The 21,743-nt window shown below is 73.0% G+C and carries 19 protein-coding genes; 8 read left to right on the top strand and 11 right to left on the bottom strand.

The window, feature by feature from the left end; translation table 11 throughout:
- Window positions 1-75: 75 nt before the first annotated feature.
- The 5 genes from ACFW3L_RS04710 to ACFW3L_RS04690 form a co-directional block, all read right to left on the bottom strand.
- Entirely contained in the window at window positions 76-1,407 is a 1,332-nt protein-coding gene (locus ACFW3L_RS04710) for a transporter (RefSeq protein WP_378736389.1), read from the bottom strand.
- A complete protein-coding gene (locus ACFW3L_RS04705) occupies window positions 1,404-2,087 on the bottom strand; it encodes a hypothetical protein (RefSeq protein WP_378736387.1) in 684 nt (227 codons plus the stop codon). Before ACFW3L_RS04705 ends, ACFW3L_RS04710 begins: the two co-directional genes overlap by 4 nt.
- Window positions 2,084-4,264 carry a hydantoinase/oxoprolinase family protein gene (locus ACFW3L_RS04700; protein ID WP_378736385.1) on the bottom strand — a complete coding sequence of 727 codons (2,181 nt, stop codon included), beginning with the start codon at window positions 4,262-4,264 and terminating at the stop codon, window positions 2,084-2,086. The genes ACFW3L_RS04705 and ACFW3L_RS04700 overlap by 4 nt, the downstream gene beginning before the upstream one ends.
- Before the next feature lie 104 nt (window positions 4,265-4,368).
- On the bottom strand, window positions 4,369-5,991 hold the full coding sequence (locus tag ACFW3L_RS04695; RefSeq protein WP_378736383.1) for an FAD-dependent oxidoreductase: 1,623 nt from the start codon (window positions 5,989-5,991) through the stop codon (window positions 4,369-4,371).
- A 1-nt stretch (window position 5,992) separates the two neighbouring features.
- Window positions 5,993-7,081 (bottom strand): LacI family DNA-binding transcriptional regulator, encoded by a 1,089-nt coding sequence (locus tag ACFW3L_RS04690; protein ID WP_378736381.1) that lies wholly within the window; start codon window positions 7,079-7,081, stop codon window positions 5,993-5,995.
- Window positions 7,082-7,290: 209 nt separating this feature from the next.
- Here ACFW3L_RS04690 and ACFW3L_RS04685 point away from each other — a divergent pair, with 209 nt between their 5' ends.
- A complete protein-coding gene (locus tag ACFW3L_RS04685) occupies window positions 7,291-8,337 on the top strand; it encodes a hypothetical protein (RefSeq protein ID WP_378736379.1) in 1,047 nt (348 codons plus the stop codon).
- 76 nt (window positions 8,338-8,413) lie between these two features.
- On the opposite strand, the gene ACFW3L_RS04680 is transcribed toward ACFW3L_RS04685, so the two are convergent.
- Window positions 8,414-9,355, bottom strand: coding sequence for a sucrase ferredoxin (locus ACFW3L_RS04680; RefSeq protein ID WP_378736377.1), 942 nt, complete (start codon window positions 9,353-9,355; stop codon window positions 8,414-8,416).
- A 695-nt stretch (window positions 9,356-10,050) separates the two neighbouring features.
- Here ACFW3L_RS04680 and ACFW3L_RS04675 point away from each other — a divergent pair.
- On the top strand, window positions 10,051-11,511 hold the full coding sequence (locus tag ACFW3L_RS04675) for an aldehyde dehydrogenase family protein (RefSeq protein WP_378736375.1): 1,461 nt from the start codon (window positions 10,051-10,053) through the stop codon (window positions 11,509-11,511).
- On the opposite strand, the gene ACFW3L_RS04670 is transcribed toward ACFW3L_RS04675, so the two are convergent.
- Window positions 11,508-12,293: an SDR family oxidoreductase gene (locus ACFW3L_RS04670; RefSeq protein WP_378736373.1), complete on the bottom strand. Its 786-nt coding sequence runs from the start codon at window positions 12,291-12,293 to the stop codon at window positions 11,508-11,510. The two genes, ACFW3L_RS04675 and ACFW3L_RS04670, sit on opposite strands and share 4 nt — an antisense overlap.
- 200 nt (window positions 12,294-12,493) lie before the next feature.
- Here ACFW3L_RS04670 and ACFW3L_RS04665 point away from each other — a divergent pair, with 200 nt between their 5' ends.
- A complete protein-coding gene (locus tag ACFW3L_RS04665) occupies window positions 12,494-13,636 on the top strand; it encodes a hypothetical protein (RefSeq protein ID WP_378736371.1) in 1,143 nt (380 codons plus the stop codon).
- Between the two features lie 15 nt (window positions 13,637-13,651).
- Here ACFW3L_RS04665 and ACFW3L_RS04660 read toward each other — a convergent pair whose 3' ends face one another.
- Window positions 13,652-14,584: a LysR family transcriptional regulator gene (locus ACFW3L_RS04660; RefSeq protein WP_378736369.1), complete on the bottom strand. Its 933-nt coding sequence runs from the start codon at window positions 14,582-14,584 to the stop codon at window positions 13,652-13,654.
- Between the two features lie 69 nt (window positions 14,585-14,653).
- On the opposite strand from ACFW3L_RS04660, the gene ACFW3L_RS04655 reads away from it, so the two are divergent.
- The gene (locus ACFW3L_RS04655) at window positions 14,654-15,886 is read left to right on the top strand and encodes an MFS transporter (protein WP_378736367.1); all 1,233 of its coding nucleotides are present in this window, start codon (window positions 14,654-14,656) and stop codon (window positions 15,884-15,886) included.
- Between the two features lie 8 nt (window positions 15,887-15,894).
- On the opposite strand, the gene ACFW3L_RS04650 is transcribed toward ACFW3L_RS04655, so the two are convergent.
- Window positions 15,895-16,671 carry a thioesterase family protein gene (locus ACFW3L_RS04650; protein WP_378736365.1) on the bottom strand — a complete coding sequence of 259 codons (777 nt, stop codon included), beginning with the start codon at window positions 16,669-16,671 and terminating at the stop codon, window positions 15,895-15,897.
- 203 nt (window positions 16,672-16,874) lie between these two features.
- Here ACFW3L_RS04650 and ACFW3L_RS04645 point away from each other — a divergent pair, with 203 nt between their 5' ends.
- Window positions 16,875-17,372: a hypothetical protein gene (locus ACFW3L_RS04645; protein WP_378736363.1), complete on the top strand. Its 498-nt coding sequence runs from the start codon at window positions 16,875-16,877 to the stop codon at window positions 17,370-17,372.
- A 132-nt stretch (window positions 17,373-17,504) separates the two neighbouring features.
- On the opposite strand, the gene ACFW3L_RS04640 is transcribed toward ACFW3L_RS04645, so the two are convergent.
- Entirely contained in the window at window positions 17,505-17,708 is a 204-nt protein-coding gene (locus tag ACFW3L_RS04640; protein WP_378736361.1) for a hypothetical protein, read from the bottom strand.
- A 307-nt stretch (window positions 17,709-18,015) separates the two neighbouring features.
- Here ACFW3L_RS04640 and ACFW3L_RS04635 point away from each other — a divergent pair, with 307 nt between their 5' ends.
- The 3 genes from ACFW3L_RS04635 (at window position 18,016) to ACFW3L_RS04625 (ending at window position 20,615) form a co-directional block, all read left to right on the top strand.
- The gene (locus ACFW3L_RS04635; protein ID WP_378736359.1) at window positions 18,016-18,966 is read left to right on the top strand and encodes a ring-cleaving dioxygenase; all 951 of its coding nucleotides are present in this window, start codon (window positions 18,016-18,018) and stop codon (window positions 18,964-18,966) included.
- Window positions 18,963-19,607 (top strand): alpha/beta hydrolase, encoded by a 645-nt coding sequence (locus ACFW3L_RS04630; RefSeq protein WP_378736357.1) that lies wholly within the window; start codon window positions 18,963-18,965, stop codon window positions 19,605-19,607. The genes ACFW3L_RS04635 and ACFW3L_RS04630 overlap by 4 nt, the downstream gene beginning before the upstream one ends.
- Window positions 19,608-19,847: 240 nt before the next feature.
- Window positions 19,848-20,615: a sulfite exporter TauE/SafE family protein gene (locus ACFW3L_RS04625; protein ID WP_378736355.1), complete on the top strand. Its 768-nt coding sequence runs from the start codon at window positions 19,848-19,850 to the stop codon at window positions 20,613-20,615.
- Between the two features lie 30 nt (window positions 20,616-20,645).
- Here ACFW3L_RS04625 and ACFW3L_RS04620 read toward each other — a convergent pair whose 3' ends face one another.
- Window positions 20,646-21,647 carry an ABC transporter substrate-binding protein gene (locus ACFW3L_RS04620; RefSeq protein WP_378736353.1) on the bottom strand — a complete coding sequence of 334 codons (1,002 nt, stop codon included), beginning with the start codon at window positions 21,645-21,647 and terminating at the stop codon, window positions 20,646-20,648.
- Window positions 21,648-21,743 lie beyond the last annotated feature (96 nt).

The raw sequence follows: 21,743 nt of genomic DNA, 5'->3' as shown, positions 1-21,743 counted from the left end.
GGAGGCGGACGTCGGCGTCCTGAGCGTGACGAGGGGGTGGGCCCGGCCGGGCCCACCCCCTCGTCGTTCGCGTGGTCACAGCAGGTGGAGGAACACGGTCAGGATGAGGCCTCCGATGGCGATCACCCAGGTGTAGGGCAGGGTGGAGAGCATGGAGCGTTCGGGGCGGATCCCGGCGTACTGGGAGGCCCACACGGTCTGGGTGCTCGTGGGGTCGGAGACGCCCAGTACCTGCCCGTAGGAGGCCATGAGGCCGAGGACCGCGGCGGCGGGGTAGATGTTGCCGGAGATGAGGACGCCCGCCACGCCCGCGCCGAGTCCGAAGATGTTCATCGGTCCGCGGTAGAGGCTGAGCGGCACCATCAGCGCGAAGACCAGGACGAACAGCCAGGGGTTGCTCGGGCTGATCGCGGTGACGACGGGGCTGAGCGCGGTGACGGCGCCGGGCAGGCCGACCGCCGCCAGGAGCATGCCGATCGCGATGAACAGCACGATGGGTGGGGCCGCGACGTCGAAGGCCTGGTAGAGGGTGCGCAGGGCCGTGGTGGTCATCTCCCGCCAGGCGACGGCGGTGATCAGGGCGAAGACCACGCCGGCCAGCAAGGACGGGATGATGGGGATCTCGAATCCCAGTGCGAGCACGATCGGTACGAGCGGGGTGACCAGCGCGTACCAGGGGGCGTCTCCGCGTCGGCGTCGGCGCTCGGCGGCCTTCTCCCGTCGGCTGGGGGGCTGGTTCGTGCCGCCGCCTCCGGCGGTGGCGGGGACGCGTACGGCCCAGGTGTGCCGGGCGCCCTTGCGGCGCGTCTCGATCAGGATGTAGGCGAGGCCTCCGGCCAGGGCGATCGGGAACAGGCGCAGTTGGAAGTACTGGACGGTGGAGACGGGGACGCCGATGGCGTCGGACAGGAACTGCCAGTTGATCAGTTCCAGGGGCACGCCCGCGGTGATGCCCACGAGTACGGTTCCGGCGGCGACGGTGGGGGTGACCCCGACGGCGATCATCGCCGGGATGCCGACCACTCCGGCGAGCATCGCTGCGGGGGCGGAGCCGGTGATGCTGCCGCAGAGGATGGCGATGAGGAACACCCCGACGGCCACGATCGAGGGGCGTTCGCCGCCGAACTCCACGATCTTGCGCACGAGGGTGGAGGCGATGCCGGTCTCGGACATCAGGGTGCCGAGCCAGCTGCCCAGGAGGATGGCGATCATGGTCGCCGACAGTCGTGGGGCGCCTTCCTGGAGGACGGTCCCGACGACGCTGTCCTGCTCGCCGGTGAGTGGGGCTCCGGCGATGAGTGCGATGGCCACGGACAGCAGGACGAGGGCGAAGGCGGTGGGCAGGCGGCGGGTCAGCATCAGGCCGACGCCCACCGCCATGGCGAGCAGGATTCCGAAGGCGGTCACGGGCGGTCTCCGGGGGTGGTGCGGGGGCCCGGCCCTGGTGGGTGCGGGTTCCGGTGGGTGAGGGCGGCGGCGATGGCGGCGGTGAGCGCCAGCGGGCTGCGGCGTAGTGAGCAGCGGTGGTGGGCGTAGGCGTGCGCGGCGATCTCGTCGGCGCCGACCACGTGGCCGCGCAGGCGTAGTGGGCCGAGGCGCAGGGCGGTGTGGTCGATTCGGCGGCGCAGTTCCCGGCCGGGTTCGCCGTGCAGGATGCGGTGGGCCTCCTCGTGGGCGAGTGCGGCCTGTCGTAGGGCGTCGGGGGTGTAGTCCTGGCTCCATCCGGCGGCGCGGGCGACGCGTTGGGCGAAGGTGAGGGCGTCGCCGTAGACGACCACCTGGGAGCGGGCTCCGCGGTGGAGGTACTCGGCGAGGAGGATCTCGTGGGGGCTGACCCCGCCCCGTTCCCTCTCGGTGATCGGTGGTTCCGGCGGGGTGGGGGTGTCCGTGCGGGAGTCGGCCATCGCGCGGCCGAATTCCAGGGCGGTGGCGGCCCAGTGGCGGAGCTGTGCGCGGTCTCGTCCGCCGTGGGTGGGGGTGAGGGCGAGCAGGTCGGCGGCCAGCTCCTCCTCGCTCTGGTCGGCGATGCGGGCGTAGCGTTCGCGCAGACTGACCGTGGGCGCTGGTGTGGGCGGTGTCGGGTTCATCGGCGGCGCTCCATGAGGACGACGACCTTCTCCTGGGGGCCGCGTCGGGCGATCTCCGTCCCGGCCAGGGCCAGCAGGTGTCCGGAGTCCATGACTCCGGACAGGTCGGCCAGCTTGGGGCCGAGCAGCAGCCACACCGCGGGTGGTACGGCGCCGCCGTCGCCGTAGACGGTGCGTTCGGCCACCAGGTCCTTGAGTGCGCCCTCGGCCTCACCGGCGACGAGGGTGTCCACTTCGGCGTCGGAGCTGTGCAAGCGCACCACCCCTTCGGAGTCGACGACGCGCACGTGGGTGCGTTCCCGGGTGAAGCGGCCGAGGGGGCCGCCGGGGCGGCGGACCAGGCCCAGGACCCGGTACTGGTCGGTGGCGGCGTATTCGGTGAGTTCCTCGGGGCGCGCGTCCAGGCTGGTGGCGACGGCGGCGCGGGTGGCGGCCTCGTCCGCCACCGAGGAGCGGTCCTTGGTGCGTAGTTCGGTGGCTCCGGTGGCCACGGCGGTGACCAGGTTGCGTTGGGGGTCGACGGTGACGTCCACCTCGACGGCGCTCGGGTCGGCGCCCTGGTCGAGGACGGCCTGCTCCGCCTCGGCCCGTACGGCCAGGACGTCGGCGTGGGTGGCGGCGGGGATGATGCGTTCCACCGATTCGCGGACCAGTGCCAGGGCGACCCCCAGCGGGCTGATGACCTCGCTGTGTGCGGCGATGCGTGCGTCCAGTCCCATGCGTTGGCCCAGGTAGGGGGTGACGGTGGCGGCGCCTCCGCCGCCGCCGACCAGGGAGCACACGTCGCGGTCCAGGCCGTAGTCGTCCACGAGGGCGTCCACGACCTGGGAGACACGGTCGGTCGCCCGGTGCAGGACCTGGCGGGCCGCGTCCTCGACGTCGGTGCCCAGGGCCTCGGCGAGCGGTTCCAGGGCGGTGCGGGCGGTGGCGGGGTCGGCGCGCGCGTAGTCGCCCTCGGGGACCAGACCGGCGGCGTTGGCGGCGCAGGTGACGGTGAGCGCGAACCGGCCGGCGTCGCTCTCCAGGACCGCGTAGTCGGCGGGGTCGCCCTCCAGGGGCCTGAGCGTGACGAGGCGGGCGCCCTCCAGTCTGGCGGGGTCGGTGAAGCACGCGTAGGGCAGGCCGGCGATGTGGGCGCTGCGCGGGCCGACGTCGGTCAGGGAGGAGCGGCGGGGCGCGGTGCCGGTGACCCGGATCAGGGAGCCGCCGCCGATGCCGATGGTGCGCACGTCCAGGGCGGAGAGGTAGGTCTCCTTGCCGCCCAGTTCGGTGTGGCGGATCTGGACGCGGCCGCGCCGGATGACGCTGACGTCGGTGGAGGTGCCGCCGGTCTCCAGGAAGACGCCCTCGCTGACCTTCTCGCCCATGAGTGCTCCGGCGACCCCGGCGGCGGGGCCGGACAGGACCGTGAGGAGGGGGCGGTGGCGCATCTCCGGGAGCGACATCACGCCGCCGTCGCACCGCATCACCATGAGGGGGGCGCGCACCCCTGCTTTGAGGATGCTGCTCTCGACGAGGTCGGCGGTCTGGAGCATGCGGGGCATCACTCCGGCGTTGAGCGCCGCGGTGCGGGCGCGTTTGCCGAGGCCGTAGAGCTGGGTGATCTCGTGGGTGGCGGTGGCGGGGACGTCTCGTGTGGCGGCGGCGTCCAGGACGGTGCGTTCGCCCCGGGGGTCGTCGACGCTGAAGGGTTCGACCGCGACGACCACCTCGGCGCCCTCGGCGATGACCGCGTCGACGCTGGCCAGGGCGGCCTCGGGGCTCTCCGGTTCGCGCAGGGCGGCGTAGCGGACCGGGAGGGCGTGGCCGGAGTCGAGTCGTAGTTTGCCGAGGGAGCGCAGACGCCTTGTGGCCAGGGCGTCGAAGCCGGTGCCCACTCCCACGATCCCGATGGTGGCGACGTCGCCCTCCAGCAGGGCGTTGGTGGCCTGGGTGGTGCCGTGCGCGAGGAAGCCGACGTCGTCGGCGCCCACGCCGATGCTGTCGAGCAGTCGTCGCAGGGCGGTCATGATGCCGTGGGCGACGCCGTCGGCGTGGTCGTGGCTGGTGGGGACCTTGACCTGGCCCAGGAGGGCGTAGGTGGTGGTGCTGACGGCGACGGCGTCGGTGAAGGTTCCGCCGACGTCGATGCCGACGCGTACGGGGTCGCGGGCCGGGGGTGGGGTCGGGTCGCTCATGGGGGGCCTGTCTGTGCGGTGGTGCCGGGGGGTGTGCCGGGGCGGGGCCGGTGCCCGGTGGGCTCCGCCCCGGCGGTGGTCGCGCTGGTCGGTGGTCCTCGGGGTCAGTAGCCGCGGACGTCGGGCCAGTGGCGCTCGACGCCGGTGCGCTCCAGGAGCGCGGTGAAGTCCTGGAGGAGCTCGTCCTTCTCGTGTACGGCGTGCGGGGTGGTGTCGCGGTCCAGGGCGAAGGCGGCCAGTCGTCCGGCGGCCTCGCCGATGTTCCACTCCACGGGGTGCAGTCGGAAGCAGCCGTTGGTGATGTGGGTGGTGCCGATGTTCTTGGCGGCGGGCAGGAGGTTGGTCGCGCGTGCGGGGAGGAGCGATCCCAGGGGGATCTCGAAGGGCACGCTGGCGATGTCGACGTAGTTGTCGCCGCCGGTGGAGGGGTGCAGGTCGATGCGGTAGTTGCCGACACCGACCGAGTCGTGGCGGCGCACGATGCCGTAGGGGCCGACGATGTCCATGGACACGTCGTGCTCGGTGACGGTGGTGACCGCCCTGATCCGGCGGGACTCGCGCACGTAGGCGGCCTTGGCCAGGCCGTGGGCGCCTCCGGTGACGTCGGGGCGCGGTTTGAGGCCCGGGAAGCCCCGGCCGCCGTCGGCACGGGGGGCTTCGGTCTGTAGCCAGTACATGACCGAGAGGGACAGTTGGCGCGCCTCCTCGTGTGCCCGCTCGACCGTTTCGGCGTCCACGTGGCCCTCGATCTCCAGGGCCGGGGTGAGCCAGTAGTCGTTCAGTGGCCAGTTGGCGAGGGTGATGTCGGAGTCGAAGGCGCCTTCGGTGTGCAGTTTGCGGGCCAGGATGCGGCGGAACCCCCACAGTTCCTTGTCGCCGGCGTCGGCGCTCTGGTCGGCGTCGACGTCCAGCGGGTCCACGTCCGGGTTGGGCACGAAGGTGCGGGGGACCGGCTCCAGTGAGCGGGGGTCGGGCGCGGAGAAGCCGAGCAGGGGGCCGGGCCAGAAGTCGGGCTGGTAGGAGCGCCAGAAGTCGTACATGTACGGGCGCTCGATGGTGTGGTCCTCACCCTCGTGGTGGGACATCGCGAAACAGTAGGTGATTCCTTGGAGGTTGGTGGGGTCGGCGGTCTCGGGGGCGTGGGGTTCGTCGTGTTCGGAGCGGGCCTCGGCGCCGGTGACGTGCGCGATCCCGGCCATGGGCAGCAGGTCGCCGTCCTCGGTGGCGTCCAGGACGTAGGTAGCGGTGACCGTGTGGCGGTCGCCCTCGTGGTCCTCGAAGACCACCGCGGTGACCTGGTCGCCGTCGGTGTGGGCCTGGACGGGCCGGTGGCGCGGCAGGAGGGTGACGCGCTGCGCCGATCGGTGCGGGGCGAGCATCTCCTCCAGCACGGCCAGGGCCACCCGGGGCTCGTGGCAGAGTTTGCTGACCCGGCCCGCGCCGGGGTTGAGCTCGCGTACGCGGGCGGCTTCGGCGCGCAGCGGGTAGACGCGCCGGTAGTGGTCGCGGATGCCCTCGCGCAGCCTGCGGTAGGAGGCGGTGGCGCCGAACTGCTCGATCCACGGGTTCTCGTCGGGTGGGACGGCCTGGGAGGTGAGCTGGCCCCCGATCCAGTCGGTCGGCTCGGTGAGGACGACGCGGCGGCCGGAGTCGGCGGCGGCCAGGGCGGCGGCGACCCCGCCCAGTCCGGCGCCGACGACGAGGATCTCGGTACTGATCTGGGTCATGTCAGTCCTTTCGGGGGTGGTGTGTCGGGGACGGCGCGGGGGCGAGGGTGCCGCCCTCGACCGGTTCGCAGGGCAGGAGCCTGCGGGTGGGTTCGGATCGGTCGCCGCCGATCAGGCGCAGGAGCAGGCGGACCGCGTCGCGGCCCATCGCGCGCATCGGTACGACGAATCCGCCGAAGTCCGCCCCGCCGCCCGGGGCGGTTCCGCGGGTGCCGGTGGGGGCGCCGAGCAGGGCCAGGGAGAGGTCCTCGGGGCAGCGCAGGCCCGCTGCGTCGACGGCGGCGCCCAGCCCGTCCAGGGCGGCGCCGGTGTCGGTCTGTTCGACCACGACCGCGGTGACGCCCGCCGCGCGCCAGTCCCTCAACCGGGTGTCCAGGTCGCGGCCGTCGGTGCGCACCACCAGGTCGGCGGTGTCGAGTCCGGCCTCCCGGGCGCCCCGCAGGACTCCTTCCTCGCGGTCCGACGACGCCGGGGCCTGGTCGTGTTCGCGCAGGTAGCGCAGGGTGCGGTGGCCCAGGGCGGCGAGGCGGGCCACCACCTCGGCCGAGGCGGAGACGTAGTCGGCGCCCACGTAGGGCACACCGGGTTCGTCCCGGCGGCCGATGTAGACGAAGGGGAAGCCGTCCTCGGCCAGCCGCCGGACGGGTTCCTCGGGCACGTGCCGTCCGAAGAACAGGCATCCGTCGGCCACGCGGACGCGGCGGACGGCGGCCGGGTCGTCGGCGCGCCCGGCGGTGCGGGCCGAGCCGGTGAACAGGATCAGGTCCTGTCCCTGGGCGGCGGCCTCCTCCTCCACTCCGACCAGGATCGGGTAGTAGGAGTGCGCCACGTCCGTGGGGAAGGTGGCGCTGAAGGTGTACAGGCCGAGCATGGCGTTGGTGGCCGAGGCCAGTCGGGTGGCGACCGGGTCGGGGACGTACCCGAGCTCCTCGGCGGCGTCCAGGACGCTCTGCCGGGTCCGTTTGGCCAGCGCCATCCCGGCCGGTGTGCCGCGCAGAACCAGGGAGACGGTGGCCTGGGAGACCCCCGCGAGCCGGGCGATGTCGGACTGGCGGGGTCTGCGCCGTCCGGTCGGCCTGGGTTGGTTCACCTGTCACTCCTCCGAGGGGGCGTGCTAATGCGCATTAGTCCAGACTGTGAGCTGGCTCATGCGCGGTGTCAAGGGGAGGAACGGGGATTTCCCCGTGGAGAACGGAGTGTTTCGCTAATACGTATTAGACCCTTGACCAGCGCATCGGCGCCGGTGAGACTCGGTGCCCTGGAGTGCGTCCCCCGACCCCGCTCCGGAAGGGATCCGCCATGCCCGACCACCGCGCGAACCCGGAGAACCAGCCCCCACCGTCCCCGTCACCCGTCGGCGGTGTCGATCGCCGTACCGCGCTGCTCGGCACCGGCGCCGCCGCCCTGCTCGCCACGGGCGCGGTCCCGGCCGCCGCCCATGCCGGGACTGCCACCACCACGGCCGACGTGCTTCCCGCGTTCACCTACCTGCGCGAGGCGCTGGACACCTCGTCGCTGGCCTACAACCCGACCGGGGAGCTGATCTTCCCCTGCATCCGGGGGACCGGTGGACGTCTGCCCGACGCCCCCGGCCGCTTCCTGCTCTACTACGCCCCGCACGAGGACCCCGGGGGTCTCTGCCTGGCCTACGGCGACAGCCTGGAGGGCCCCTTCACCGAGCACCCCGGCAACCCCGTCGTCGCCAACGTGTGGGAGCCCCACTACCGGGTCAGCCACGTGTCCTCACCGCACGCGCTGTGGAACGCCGAGCACCGGGAGATGTGGCTGTACTTCCACGGGGAGAACCACACGACGCGGCTGGCGCGTTCGCGCGACGGCGTGAACTTCACCTACGCGGGCGAGGTGCTGACCACGGCCATGGTGCCGGGCACCACCGAGACCTCCTACGCGCGCGTCTTCGAGCACCCCCTGCCCGACCGGGGAGCGCGGTACGTCATGGTGTTCATGCGCAACGGCCCGGGGAACAACCGCTCCATCGGGTGGGGGTGGTCCGCCGACGGCATCACCTTCGACTTCGACCCGGACCCGCTGGTCGGCCACGCCGACGTGGGGGTGTCCGACCTGTCCGGGCCGCACCTGGTGATCCGGGGCGGCAGCACCTACGTCGTCTACCACACCGACCGGGGCGACATCCGGATGACCGAGGTGGGTCGGGACTTCGGGACGCGCCGCCACATGGGGGTGGTGCACACCCCGATGGGCGGGCCGCCGGACGGGGGCCGTTCGGCCGCGCCGTCCTACGCGGTGGACGGTGGCCGGGAGTACATGTTCTACGAGGCGGGGCACCGGCTCGGGGCGACCATCGCCATCGCGCGCTCCGGGTGAGTCGGCGCATGTGAGGGGGACCGGCCCCGCGCCACGGGGCCGGTCCCCTGTTCGTGGCCCGGCTCGTGTCCCGGGCTCAGGCGGAGGCGCCGCTGCGCTCCGTGCTGATGGTGCGTACCCGGTGGAAGACCGGGCGTGTGGGGGAGAGCGCCGAGCACGTGCTGGGGCACTCCGTGCCCTCCTCGGTCTCGACCTCCACCGAGTAGAGTCCGCCGTCGTGGCCGAGCGTGACACGGGCGCCCTTCGCGGTCTCCTCCTCGGCCAGGTGGGTGAGGGCGTCGACGCCCACCGGTACGCCGAGCCGGGCGCGCAGTGCGGCCTCGGCGGCCTGCGCGGGGGAGGAGTCGGTGCAGCGGCCCCGGTAGTTCTCGGGCAGGACGAGGCCGCGCTCGAAGGCGGCGACGGTGTCCTGGGCCGACTCCGGGGTCAGCCGACCGAAGTACACGCCCTGGGGCAGGGCCACGAGGTTGGCGGCGAAGCGGTCTCCGCCCACGTGGGTGGTCTCCCAGACCTCGGCTTCCCCGCCGGACAGGGCCGCGGCGACCGGGCGGCCCAGCATCGCGCAGCAGGGGTCCTTCTTGGCGTGGGTGCAGACCAGGTAGAGGGTGTGGTCCACGGGGTGGCCGAACTCGGGCGGTTCGGGGTGTTCGGCGGCGGTGACGTCGATGTCCAGGAGTTCCGCGAGGTCGTGGAAGTCCACGCGGCGGGCCCAGGGGCGGGTGCGGCTGGTGTGGACGAGGTAGGCGCGCGATGGGCGGGCGGTGCGGGTGCGGTCCCTGGCGCCGGGGCGTTTGATGAGCTGGGGGCGGACGTCGTGACCGGCGATGCGTCGGGTCAGCTCGGAGACGACGGCCCGGTCCAGGCCCTCGCTGGCGAGGGCCGGGTGGCGCCAGGGGCCGTCGTGCTCGATCAGCAGCCATCCGCCGGTGCGGCCGGCGGTTCCCGCGATCTGCTCGTCGGTGTAGCGGGCCAGGGCCGAACAGCCTCGTCGGCCGTCCGGGGCGGTGGGTAGCCGCACGGGTCCACGTCCAATCGGATGGTGCTCACTGCTGTCGCGCACACGGGGGCGTCGGCGGGGGAGGACGCCCCACCCGTGTGTCTGTTTGGTTAGGCTACCCTATCCTGCCCTGTCCTCGCGGGTGGGAGCGGGTGTCGGGGCTCGTGGGGGGCGCTTTCCTTCGGGTTCCCGGTCTCTCCGCTTCGTCCGTGGCCGCCGAGTCCCTCGGTGTGGGCCCCTGGGTCCGTGCGGCCGCGGGGTCGAGACCCCGAGGCGGCCCCGACCAGGCCCGGTCGTCCGGGCACGTGGGGTTCGCGTGCCCCGCGCGCCCCGGTGCGCCTTGACCCCGGTGTCGTGGATCACCTAGGTTCACTCGCAGAACACGTGTTCGGCAGGCGTACGATCCTGGTCGGTCCGCGCCCCACCCCTCACCGCCGGAGCCGCGATTGCCCCACCCCGTCCTCGCCGGACACGGGCCGGGACGCTACCGCTCGGCGTCCGCCGACTCCCCGCCCCGGTCCCCGAGCGCACCCGGCGCCCGCCCGCGTCGCCGCCCGGCTCCGTCGTCGCCCTCCGGCCGCGAGGCCGCGGCCCGTGAGAGAGCGTGCCCGCCGACCTCACCCCCCTGGAGAGGGCGCCACTCGGGGCCGGATCCGGCGTCACCGAGCATCCACCCCACCACCGCCCGCACCCCCTCATCCGCAAGGAGTTCCACCGTGAGCCTGCTCGCCGCCGAGGAGTACACGTCCGCCCTCTTCACCGGAGCGTGGACCCCGGCCCGGGGCGGGGACGCCGAGGTCGTCTCCCCCTCCTCCGGCACGGTCCTGGGCCGCGTCGGCCTCGCCGGGGCCCAGGACGTCCACGACGCCGCCGCCCGCGCGGCCAGGGCTCAGACCGCCTGGGCCGCCGCCTTCTACGAACGGCGCGCCGCCGTGCTGCGCAGCGCCGGGGACCTCCTGGAGGAGCACGAGGAGGAGATCATCGGCTGGCTGCGCAGGGAGGGCGGGGCCGCCGCCGGGATGGCCGGGTTCCAGGTGCACGTCGCCTCCGGAGAGTGCTTCGAGGCCGCCGCCCTGGCCTCCCAGCCGCACGGCGAGGTCCTGCGCACCGCCCAACCCCGCCTCAGCCTCTCCCGCCAGGTCCCGGCGGGCGTGGTCGGCGTCATCGCGCCCTTCAACGTCCCGCTCATCCTGGGCATCCGCTCGGTCGCGCCCGCGCTCGCCCTGGGCAACGCCGTCATCCTCAAGCCCGACCCGCGCACCGCCGTGTGCGGGGGCGCGGTCCTCGCGGAGGTGTTCCGCCGCGCGGGCGTCCCCGAGGGCGTCCTCCAGGTCCTGCCCGGCGGGGTCGAGGCCGGGGAGGCGCTGGTCGCCGCGCCCCAGGTGCGGGTCATCTCCTTCACCGGCTCCACCCCGGCCGGACGCAGGGTGGGCGAGGCCGCCGCCCGCCATCTCAAGCGCGCCCACCTGGAGTTGGGCGGCAACTCGCCGCTGGTCGTCCTGGAGGACGCGGCCGTGGAGCAGGCCGCGTCCATCGGCGCGTGGGGGTCCTTCCTGCACCAGGGGCAGATCTGTATGACCACCGGCCGCCACCTGGTGCACGAGTCGATCGCGGACGCCTACGTGGAACGCCTCGCCGCCAAGGCCGACGCCCTGGTGGTGGGCAGTACCGAGGAGGACGGCGCGGAGCTCGGCCCGATCATCGACGCCGCCCAGCGCGACCGGATCCACCACCTGGTCACCAGCAGCGTCGAGGCCGGGGCCCGGCTGCGCGCGGGCGGCACCTACCAGGACCTGTTCTACCGGCCCACCGTCCTTGACCGGGTGCGTCCGGACACCCCCGCCCTCGCGGAGGAGGTGTTCGGCCCGGTCGCGCCGGTGGTGCGCTTCTCCACGGTGGACGAACTGGTGGAGCTGGCCAACTCCACCGAGTACGGCCTCTCGTTGGGGGTGGTCACCACCAACCCGATGCGCGGGATGGAGATCGCGGACCGGGTCCCCAGCGGGATCGTGCACATCAACGACCAGACCGTCGACGACGAGGCCGTGGCCCCCTTCGGCGGGGTCGGGTTCTCCGGCACGGGCGCGCGCTTCGGCGGAACCCGCGCCAACCTGGAGGCCTTCACCGAGACCCAGTGGATCACCATGCGGACCGAGCCCGCCCGCCACCCGTTCTAGGCGGAGATCCCGCCGTCGCTGTTCAGGAGTTGGCCGTTGATCCAGCCGCCCTGCGGTGAGCACAGGAAGTCGACCAGGTGCGCGGTGTCGCGCGGGGTGCCCAGACGGCCCAGCGGGGTGTGCGCGGTGCACGCGTCGCGCACCTGGTCGGGCATCCACCCGGTGTCCACCGGGCCCGGGTTGACCACGTTCGCGGTCACGCCCAGGTGCGCGAGTTCGCGCGCCGAGGCCAGCACGATCCGGTCCAGGGCGCCCTTGCTCGCCCCGTAGGGGAGGTTGTGTACCACGTGGTCGCTGGTCAGGGCGATGATCCGGCCGCTGCCGTGCTCGCCGTGGAAACGCCGTGCGAACTCACGCACCAGCAGCCAGGAGGCGCGGGCGTTCACCGCGAAGTGGCGGTCGAAGCTCGCCACCGTGGTGTCCAGCAGCCCCGAGTCCACCGACTCGCAGTGGCACATCACCAGGGCACGGACCGGCCCCAGGCGCTGTTCGACCTCGTCGAGGACGCGCGTCGGTGTCCCGGGGTCGGCCAGGTCGGCCTCGACCGCGACCGTGGCCGCGCCGAGCCCGGTGAGTTCGGCGCCCACGGTGTCGGTGGCGCCGTGTTCCACGCCCCAGGGCATGCGGTCGTCGTAGGGGGTCCACTGGGTGCGGGCCACGTCCCAGCCGGAGGCGGCCAACCGGCGGGCGATCGCCGCGCCGATGCCGACGGTGCGGCCCACCCCGGTGACCAGGGCGACGGGGCGGGCGGAGGTCTCGGAGGGGCGTGGGTGAGCGTTCATGGTGCCCATCCTGCTCACCGGAGGCGGCCCCCACAAAGGGTTTTGGTCTCCGAGGTGTCCTCCGCGCAGGCCATGGTGCGGACCTTCCGCCGTCCGTCACCTCCGGAGTCCGGTACCGGCCAACGACCGCCGCGTCCCCGACTCCGGAACTACCTTGGCCTCACGTGTTCGCCGGAACGCGACGGCGTGAGGAGACCCCCGTGAGTCAGCGTGAGGAAGGGCAGCACCCCGAGGACGACCGGGCCGTGCCCGGCCCCTCCGCCCGGCCGTCCCCCAGACGGCTGTTACCCGGGGTCCTCCGGTGGGCGCGGACCCTGCGGACACGACTGGGGAGGCGGGCCCGCGCTCGGTCGCGGACCGACGGGCCCTCGGTCTCCGGAGTCCTCCGGGAGCGCTACTTCCCTGAGGGGCGGGGCGCTCCGTGGCACGTGCGCGCGCGGGCCTGGGCGGTCTACGTCGTGCTGACCCTGCTCGCGGGCCTGGCCGGGTTCGCGGGGACCTACGTCTACGACCTGTGGTCCACGGAGGCGCGGCTCCGTGAGCAGAGGGAGGCGGAGCGGGCCCTGGACGGGGAGGGCGAGCCCTTCACCAGCGACGTCACCTACGACACCACGTCCTTCGACTCCTTCAGCGTCGTCCTGGACCGCCCGCTGACGGCGGAGGAAGGCCGCACGCTCCAGGCCACCCCCGCCTCGGAAGTGTGGGAGTTCCTCCGTCCCCTGGGCGGGCGGATGATCCCCCTCCCCGCCGGGCCCGGGTCCGCCCCGACCCGGGAGGGGTGGACGGGTGGAACGGGAGGGCACGGCACGGCCGTGTTCACCCTGAACCTCATGTCCGCGCGCACCTCCCAGCTCAGCATCGTGGACATGAACCCGGTGAACGTGTCCTGCGCGGACCCCACCGCCGTCACCGTCGTCCACCAGCCACCGTCCGGCGCCGCCTCCTACCCGGGCGTGGTCGTGGACCTGAACCACCACGACCCGATGCTGTACATCTCCGACGAGGGCCCCGACCAGGGGGAGCCCTTCTTCAACCGCAGGCGGATCGACCTCGGGGGCGGACTGGAACCCGGTGGTCTCCGGGTGGAGGCACAGGTGACGGGCCGGTCCTGCGAGTGGGAGATCGAGGCGCGCTACCTCGACGCCCGGCAGAACACGGGGGAGGTCATCCTGCGCGACGACGACCGGCCCTTCGTCGTCGACGTCCCGCCGCGCCGGCCGGCGCAGTACTGGCTGGCGGGCTACGCCTTCCCCGACGCGGGGGGCCGGACCTTCGTCCCGTGCCACGAGACACCGGAAGAGTTCAGCTGCGCGCCCGGGCTGGGGATCGGGGAGGCGGACTGACCCGCAGGGGAGCGTTCACCCCGTGAGGTCGGGGATGACCCTGGGCCCCACCCGGCGCACGTAGTCGCGGAACGACGCCACCGCGGGGGGTTCGTAACCGCCGCCCGACCCCTGCTCGGGCCAGACCACCCCCACGGGCCGCTCCGCCCGCCCGTCCCGGATCGTCAGTTCCACCGTCCCCGCCAGCGCTCCCTTCGGGCGCGCGGGCAGCACCGACACCCCCAGGCCCGCCGCCACCAGCCCCCTGGCCGTCGCGATGTCGTCGGCCTCGAACGCCACCCTGGGCGTGAACCCCGCCTGGTCGCTGAGCCGGTCCGTCAGGTGCCGGACCCCTCGACCGGGCTTGAGCAGGATGAACTCGTCGTGGACGGCGGCCAGTGACACGGCGCCCCCACCCGCCAACGGATGGTGTTCGGGCACCACCAGCCGCAGGTACTGCGTGTGCAGGACCGCCGAGACCAGCCCCGACCCGGACGGCAGCGGGGAGGTCAGCGCCAGGTCCGCGCCGCCCGAGGCCACCCGGCGCAACGACTCCGCCCACGCCTCCTGGGTCAGGGTGAACCGCACCTTCGGATGTTCGGCGCGGAACCCCCGCAGCAGCACCGGCACCACCTCCACCCCCAGCGTGGGCAGGAACGTCAGTGCCACCCGCCCCTCCTCCGCGCCCGTGAGTTCGGCCACTCCCTGCCGCAGGTCGTCCAGGGCGCGCTCCACGTGCGGCAGGAGCAGCCGCCCGGCGCGCGTCAGCCGCACACCCCGCCCCGTGCGCTCCACCAGCGCCATCCCCAGTTCCTCCTGCAAGCGGGCCAAGGCCCTGCTCAGCGTGGGCTGGGGCATGTCCAGCGCCTCGGCCGCGTGGGTGACGTGCTCGGTGCGGGCGACCGCCGAGATCATCCGCAACCGGGGTGCCAGCGTGCGGGTCAACGCCTCCACATCAGGATCATTCATACGGATCAGTATGCAACAACGTGAATCCATGCATTGGACGTATGAAAGCGGTCTTCCTAGCGTTGGGGCATGACCGTGACCAGCAGTTCCCCCACGCACCTCGACCCGCGCCCCCGCGCGGGCACGGCCGATTACCGGCGCACGGTCATCGCCCTGGTGGCGGCCGCCGTGGCCACCTTCGCCCAGCTGTGGTCCGTCCAGCCGATCCTGCCCGCCATCGCGGACGGCTTCGACGCCTCCGCCGGGCAGGCCGCCCTCGCCGTCTCCCTGGCCACCGGGGGGCTGGCCGGGTTCACCCTGATCTGGAGCGGCGCCGCCGACCGTGTCGGCCGCGCCCGCGTCATCGCGCTCTCCCTGCTGCTGGCCACCCTCCTGGGCGCCGCCGTGCCCTTCTCCACCGACCTGTGGACGCTCCTGCTCCTGCGCACCCTCCAGGGCGCCGCCCTCGGCGGTGTCTCCGCCGCGGCCGTGGCCTACCTGGCGGAGGAGATCCATCCCCGCGACGCACCCAAGGCCACCGGCCTGTACATCGCCGGGAACCCGCTCGGCGGTATGGGCGGGCGCCTCCTCGCCGGGTTCGCCGCCGACCTCGGGGGATGGCAGTGGGGGGTCGCAGCCAACACCCTCCTCGGCCTGGTCGCCCTCCTGGTGTTCGTCCTGGTGCTGCCGCGGCGGAAGTCCGGGGCGCCCACCCGGGCCAGCGCGACCGGCGACCGGTTGGGGGCCCGGCTCAGGGCGGCCCTGACCACGCGGGGGCTCCTCCCCATGTACGCCCAGGCCCTGCTGCTCATGGGCGCGTTCATGGCCGTGTACAACGTGCTCGGCTTCCGCCTCACCGACCAGCCCTTCGGCCTGTCGCAGGCGGTCGCGTCCCTGCTCTTCCTGTCCTACACGGCGGGGATGCTCGGCTCGGGCCTGGCGGGCTCGGCCACCCAGCGCTGGGGCAGGTACGGGGTCCTCACCACCGCCACCCTGCTCCTGCTCCTGGGCCTGGGCGGGCTGTTCACCACCTCGGTGCTCCTGCTCCTGCTGGCCCTGCTCCTGCTGACCTTCGCCTTCTTCTGCGCCCACGCCACCGCCTCGGCCTGGGTGGGTTCCCACGCGCACCGGGGTCGCGCGCAGGCGACGGCCGTCTACACGCTCGCCTACTACCTGGGCGCCAGCCTCTTCGGCTGGCTCGGCGGTGTGGTCTACGACGCGGTGGGCTGGAACGGCACCGTGGTCCTCGCGCTGTCCCTCACCGCGCTGGCGGGCCTCATCGCGCTGCGCCTGCGCCGCCTCCCGGCCCCCGACCTCGTCTGAGGCCCGCCTCAGGTCAGGGGGCGCACCGTGAGGCACTGTTCGGCGGTCCCGACCTCACCGAGCCGGTCGTGCAGGACCGTGCTGGTCAGACCCAGACCGGTGGGCCCGAACACCACCCGGGTGTCCAGCCCCACCCAGGGGCCCTCGGGCTTGCGGTGCAGGTGCACGGTGAGGTCCACGTTGGGGAACATCCACTCCGTGGGCGCCTGCCGTACGGCGACGCCGTTCGCGGTGTCCACCAGGGTCACGTAGGAGGCGACCGGACCGGCCTTCTCACCCTCGACCAGCTCCACGTCGGTGGTGAGCCAGGCGGTCCCGCGGCCACGCTCGGGTTCCCCGACCGGCCGGACGTCCAACGAGGCGATGTAGCCGCCCGGCCAGAGCGAGCTCATCCGCCTCTGCTGGAGGCCCTCCGGGGCGGGCAGCGGCGCGGCGGCCCCGCCCGCGACCTCCCGGGTGTCCCCGGGGGCGAGGAGCCAGGCCCGGGCCCGCACCAGCACGCGGTCCTCGGCGTACACGCGGGCCTCCACCAGTTCGATGGTGCGCCCCGGCCGGAGCGTCTCGACCTCCGTACGGCACTCGACCATCGGGAGTCTGCCCAGGATGTCGAAGGAGATCCGGGAGAGCAGCAGCCCCCTCCCGGCCGAGTGGGACTCGATCACGTGGGTGACCAGCCCTCCCAGGGGGCTGAAGTGTTGTTCGGAGGTGTTCCAGGCGCCACTGACGTGCGCGGTGGGCAGGTAGCGGTCCGTGCCCACCCGGACGAAGTACGCGTTCCGGCCCAAGGTGCTCTCCTGTACGACGGGTTCGTGCCTCCAGCATCATCCACCACCGCCCCCACCCGCCCCGTCACGGGAGGCGCCTTGCGGGCGTCCCCGGGGTGCGGGCCGACGGTCTCCGCGAAGGTGAGAACTTGGGCAAGCGCCTGCGAGCGGGGATCTGAGTGGTTACTGTGGCCCCACTCGTCCCTGCGATCGTGAGGTAGCCGATGGTTCACGAGTCGTTGTTCGGTCTCCCCGAGCTCTCCCCGGTGCCGGTGGTGATGAGCCTCGACGCCCAGTGGTACGAGCGGATGTGGAGCGGTGGGAAGACCCACGAGTTCCGGCGCCGGTTCCCCACCGGCGCGCCGGCCCAGTGGTTCGTCTACCTCACCGGGCCCGAGTCCCGGCTGTGCGCGGTGATCGACCTGGGGACGCCGATCGAGGGATCGCCCCGGGAACTCGCGCGGATCGCCGAGCGTGCGAGTCCGGGCGAGGGAACCCTGGTGGAGGAGTACCTGGCCAGGGGCGGGCGCGAGGTGGGGTACGCGATGCCCATCCTGCGGGTGCGGGAGTTCGCGGGCTTCACCGACACGGACCTGGATCGGATGCTCGACGGCTTCCGGCCACCCGAGGGGCACGTGCTGGTCAAGGGCCACGTCGGCTGGCGGGCCGTCTGCGACAGGCTGCTGTCCGGCGCGGTGGTGCGGGAGACCACCGCGTACTGACGCCCCCCCGGTCGGGGTAGGTCCTCCCGGGAGACGAGGAGGATCCATGCCGAGGTGCGATCACGACTGGACTTCGGGGCCCAACGGTGGGACCGAGCAGTGCTCGAACTGCGGAGCCATCCGGACCCGGAACTACTGAGCTCCCACCGCCGGGACCGCGACGCGCTCGCAGTCCGTGCAGTCGGCCCGGCACGGGGCACCGAAGTTGTTCATGCTCATGGACTTGCAGCGGGCGCACACCAGACGCCTGCCCCCCGGTGGGTCGTGACGCCACTCGTGATGTCCGCGGCGGCAGATCCCCGAGGGGAGGATGCGGGTGGGGTCGCTCGTGCTCATGAGGACACCGTAACCGTGGAGCACACGGACGGGAAGGGCCGCTCCGGAACGTCACGGAATGCGCCGCATTCGAGGGTTGGGGAGGTCTGCCCGACCGTCGGACCCGTTCCCGGGGGGAATTCCCGAACCCGTTCCGCCTGGTCGCGGCCCCGGGCCCGAGGGGACCGCTCCCCGGCCCCGAACGTTCCTTTGCCCGGCGATGGAGGGGCGGGCCGCCCTTCCGGGGAACGGATAGGGGAGACAGCCGCGCGGAGATAGTTTAAGATTCAACTTGTTGTGGCCAGCCGGACGAGAAAGGGTGAGGGACATGGACGTGCGCCCCTCGGGGATCCACCACGTGACCGCCATCGCGAGCGACCCCCAGGCCAACGCCGACTTCTACCTGAACGCGCTGGGCATGCGCATGGTCAAGAGGACGGTCAACTTCGACGCTCCCGAGACCTACCACTTCTACTACGGTGACCGCGCGGGCAACCCGGGCACCATCATGACCTTCTTCCCCTGGCCCGACGCGCCCAAGGGAAGGATCGGGGCCGGTCAGGCCACCACCACGACCTTCTCCGTGCCCGAGGGCTCACTGGGCTGGTGGGCCGACCACCTGGCCGCGCTGAACGTCCCCACCTCCCGCCCGAGTGAACGCGACGAGGAGGACGTCCTCACCCTGCGTGACCCGGACGGCCTCCTCATCGAACTGGCGGCCAGTGCCGACCACCACGACACCGACCCCTGGGACGGGGGAGCGGTCCCCGTCGACCACGCCATCCGGGGCATCCGCGCCGTCACCCTGACCGAACACGACGCGGACGCCACCGCCCTGATGCTCGGTGACCAGCTCGGTTTCCACCTGCACAGCGAGAACGGCGACCGGATGCGGTTCCGGACCAACGACACCGGCGAGGGCGTCGGCACCATCGTGGACGTCCTGGCCGACCCCAGGGCCGAACGCGGCATGGTCGCCGCCGGAACCGTCCACCATGTGGCCTACCGCGCCCCGGACACCCCCGTCCAGGAGTCCTGGCGCCAACGTCTGGAGGACGACGGCGTCGGGGTCACCGAGATCCGCGACCGCACGTACTTCACCTCGATCTACTTCCGTGAGCCCGGCGGCGTGCTCCTGGAGATCGCCACCGACGGACCCGGATTCGACTACGACGAACCGCTCCTGGAACTGGGCCGCTCGCTGAAGCTGCCGCCGTGGCTGGAACCCAACCACGAGCAGATCGCCGCCCGCCTGCCGCGCGTGGAGGTCGACCAGTGACCACCCCCGCGACCTCGGTCGAGGACTTCGTCCACGTCTTCGAGCCCGCGACCGCGCCGGACCGGCCGACCCTGCTGCTCCTGCACGGGACCGGCGCCGACGAACACGACCTGCTGCCCCTGGGCCGCGCCCTGGCGCCCGGCGCCGCGCTGCTCTCCCCGCGCGGCAAGGTCGACGAGAACGGCATGAACCGCTGGTTCCGGCGGTTGCGGGAGGGCGTCTTCGACGTCGAGGACCTCATCGAGCGCACCGCCGAGCTGGCCGGCTTCGTCAGGGCCGCCACCGCCGCCTACGACCTGGATCCCGGGCGGATCGTGGTGAGCGGTTTCTCGAACGGGGCCAACACAGGTGCGGGTCTGCTGCTGCTCCACCCCGGGCTGTTCGCGGGCGCGGCGCTGTTCGCGGGCGGCGCCCCCCTTCAGGGACGTGAGCCCGGTCCGGTGGACCTGTCGGGCACGCGCGTGTTCCTCGGCAACGGAGTGGCCGACCCCATCACCACCGTCGACCAGTCCCGGCTGCTCGCCTCCCAGCTGGAGGAGCGGGGCGCGCGGGTCCTGGTCCGGGAGCACCCCGGGGGACACCAGCTCCCCGCCCAGGTGCTGGCCGACGCCGGGGACTGGTTCGCCCGCGCGGGGTTCTGAACCCGGGGACCCGCCCCCCGGGTCCCCGCCGCGCGGCGGTGGCGCTCCCTGAACCCGGGCGTCACCGCTTCCCTCCACACCACGGTGGATCCACGCCCAGCAGTCGTTTCTCCATGTAAGGGGATCAACGCTCCGGGTACGTGACAAAGCGGTACACATCGGTGGCTAGATTGGCTCGCGCCCCGTTCCTCGTCACGGAAGACCACCGATGATCCTCTCTCACACCGCGCAGATCCGGTGATGGACCCCGAGATCCTCGGGCTGCTGTTGCTCGCCGCCGTCGCCGCGGGGTGGATCGACGCCGTCGTCGGGGGCGGCGGCCTGCTCCTGCTCCCCGCCCTCATGGTCGCCGCCCCCAACACGCCCCTGGCCACGCTGCTGGGCACCAACAAGCTCGGCGCGGTCTTCGGCACGACCTCCGCCGCCATCGCCTACGCCCGCAAGGTGCGCATCGACCGCCGGGTCGTGGTCCCCACCGCGGGGCTCGCCCTGCTGGGTTCGGGGCTGGGCGCCGCCCTGGCCACCGCGCTCACCGCCGACGTGCTCAAACCGATCATCATGGTCGTGCTGGCCGGGGTGGCCCTGATGGTGGTCTTCCGACCCGCCATGGGCACCTCACCCGACCCGGCGCTGCGCACCCGCAACCGGATCCTGGCCGTCCTGGCGCTGGCCGGGCTCGGCGTGAGCTTCTACGACGGCATCATCGGTCCCGGTACGGGCGTGTTCCTGATCATCGCCTTCACCGCGGTACTCGGCCTGGACTTCCTCCAGGCCTCCGCCTCGGCCAAGATCGTCAACGTGTGCACGAACCTCGGCGCCCTGGTGGTCTTCGGGCTCGGCGGCCACGTGGACTGGCTGCTCGGCCTGGGGCTGGCGGTCTGCACGATCCTGGGCGCCCAGGTCGGCGCCCGCATGGCCCTCCAGCGGGGGTCGGGGTTCGTCCGCGCGGTGCTGCTCGTCGTGGTGCTCGCCCTGCTCGCCCGGATGGCCTGGGACGTCTTCGCCTGACCCCCGCCCGCTCTCGCCCGACCTCCGTTGTCAGAGGGCGGGGGAGGCCTCTCCGGTCAGGGCGGCGGTGACGTCCTCGATGATCCGGTGGGCGCCGTGGTAGTTGGCCGAGCCCCAGAAGTCGTGGTCCACCCGGTACACCCGCTCCTCCTGGACCGCGCCCAGGTTGGCCCACAGTCCGTCGGAGAAGGTACTGGGGGCGTCCGGGTAGCCGGAACCGGCCAGGACGAACACCGCGTCGCCGTCGGCCCGGTCCAGATTCTCGTAGCTGTGCGGGACGAAGTCGGTGTCACCCTCGCCCTCCAGCTGGGAGTCGGGGCGGGCGAAGCCCAGATCCGCCACGACCTGCCCCGGGAACGACTCCGGGGTCTCCAGGCGGATCTCGGTGTCGCTCTGCAACCGCACCAGGGAAAGCTCGGTCCCGGCCGGGTCCACCCCGGCCCCGGCCAGGTCGGCGCGGGCCCGCTCGACCGCGGTGTCGTAGGCGCCCACCACCTCCTCGGCCTCCTCCTCGGAGTCCAGGATCCGGGCGACCTCCTCCAGGTGGCCGCGCCAGGAACCGGTGCCCTCCCACTCCAGCAGCACCGTGGGCGCGATCGCCTCCAGGGTGTCCAGCATCCCGGCCTGGGTGCCGTTGGGCGTGCTCACCCCGATGATGAGGTCGGGCGCCGCCGTGGCCAGCTCCTCGACGTTGACGTCGTCCTCGACCGGCGAACTGGTGACCAGGGTCAGTTCGGCGCCGTCCACGTCATCGGGTAGGAAGGGAGCGAGCCCCTGGTCGGGCTCGCCGGGGGTGCCCATGGTGCCGACCGCGTCGTGGCCCAGCAGGGTGAGGGCCGCGAGGGTGGGGCGCCACAGCACGGCGATCCGCTCGGGGGAGTCGGGGATCTCCACGGTGCCGTTGGCCCCCTGGACCGTCCGGGTGTCTCCTTCGGCGGGGCTCCCGCCCTCGGTGCCGCAGGCGGTCAACGCCAGGGTTCCGGCCAGGGCGAACACGCTCAGGGGGCGGAGCGGGCGGGTGGGTTCGGGCATCTGAGGGGACCCTTCCGTGCGAACGTGATGTAGGTAAGGCTAACCTGTCTGGGTGGGTTCTGGTCGATTCCGACCAGGACCTCCGCGACGCTCCGC

It is taken from the genome of Nocardiopsis sp. NPDC058789, assembly GCF_042745575.1.
Classification (GTDB): domain Bacteria; phylum Actinomycetota; class Actinomycetes; order Streptosporangiales; family Streptosporangiaceae; genus Nocardiopsis; species Nocardiopsis eucommiae.
Note: the sequence above shows the minus strand (reverse complement) of the source record. Positions and strands in the feature narration are given on the sequence as shown.

Coding starts and splice junctions, on each gene's coding strand:
- ACFW3L_RS04625 (WP_378736355.1), top strand. CDS start 19,848: ATGGACCCCGAGATCCTCGGGCTGCTGTTGCTCGCCGCCGTCGCCGCG.
- ACFW3L_RS04635 (WP_378736359.1), top strand. CDS start 18,016: ATGGACGTGCGCCCCTCGGGGATCCACCACGTGACCGCCATCGCGAGC.
- ACFW3L_RS04705 (WP_378736387.1), bottom strand. CDS start 2,087: ATGAACCCGACACCGCCCACACCAGCGCCCACGGTCAGTCTGCGCGAA.
- ACFW3L_RS04700 (WP_378736385.1), bottom strand. CDS start 4,264: ATGAGCGACCCGACCCCACCCCCGGCCCGCGACCCCGTACGCGTCGGC.
- ACFW3L_RS04620 (WP_378736353.1), bottom strand. CDS start 21,647: ATGCCCGAACCCACCCGCCCGCTCCGCCCCCTGAGCGTGTTCGCCCTG.
- ACFW3L_RS04640 (WP_378736361.1), bottom strand. CDS start 17,708: ATGAGCACGAGCGACCCCACCCGCATCCTCCCCTCGGGGATCTGCCGC.
- ACFW3L_RS04695 (WP_378736383.1), bottom strand. CDS start 5,991: ATGACCCAGATCAGTACCGAGATCCTCGTCGTCGGCGCCGGACTGGGC.
- ACFW3L_RS04660 (WP_378736369.1), bottom strand. CDS start 14,584: ATGAATGATCCTGATGTGGAGGCGTTGACCCGCACGCTGGCACCCCGG.
- ACFW3L_RS04645 (WP_378736363.1), top strand. CDS start 16,875: ATGGTTCACGAGTCGTTGTTCGGTCTCCCCGAGCTCTCCCCGGTGCCG.
- ACFW3L_RS04685 (WP_378736379.1), top strand. CDS start 7,291: ATGCCCGACCACCGCGCGAACCCGGAGAACCAGCCCCCACCGTCCCCG.
- ACFW3L_RS04670 (WP_378736373.1), bottom strand. CDS start 12,293: ATGAACGCTCACCCACGCCCCTCCGAGACCTCCGCCCGCCCCGTCGCC.
- ACFW3L_RS04655 (WP_378736367.1), top strand. CDS start 14,654: ATGACCGTGACCAGCAGTTCCCCCACGCACCTCGACCCGCGCCCCCGC.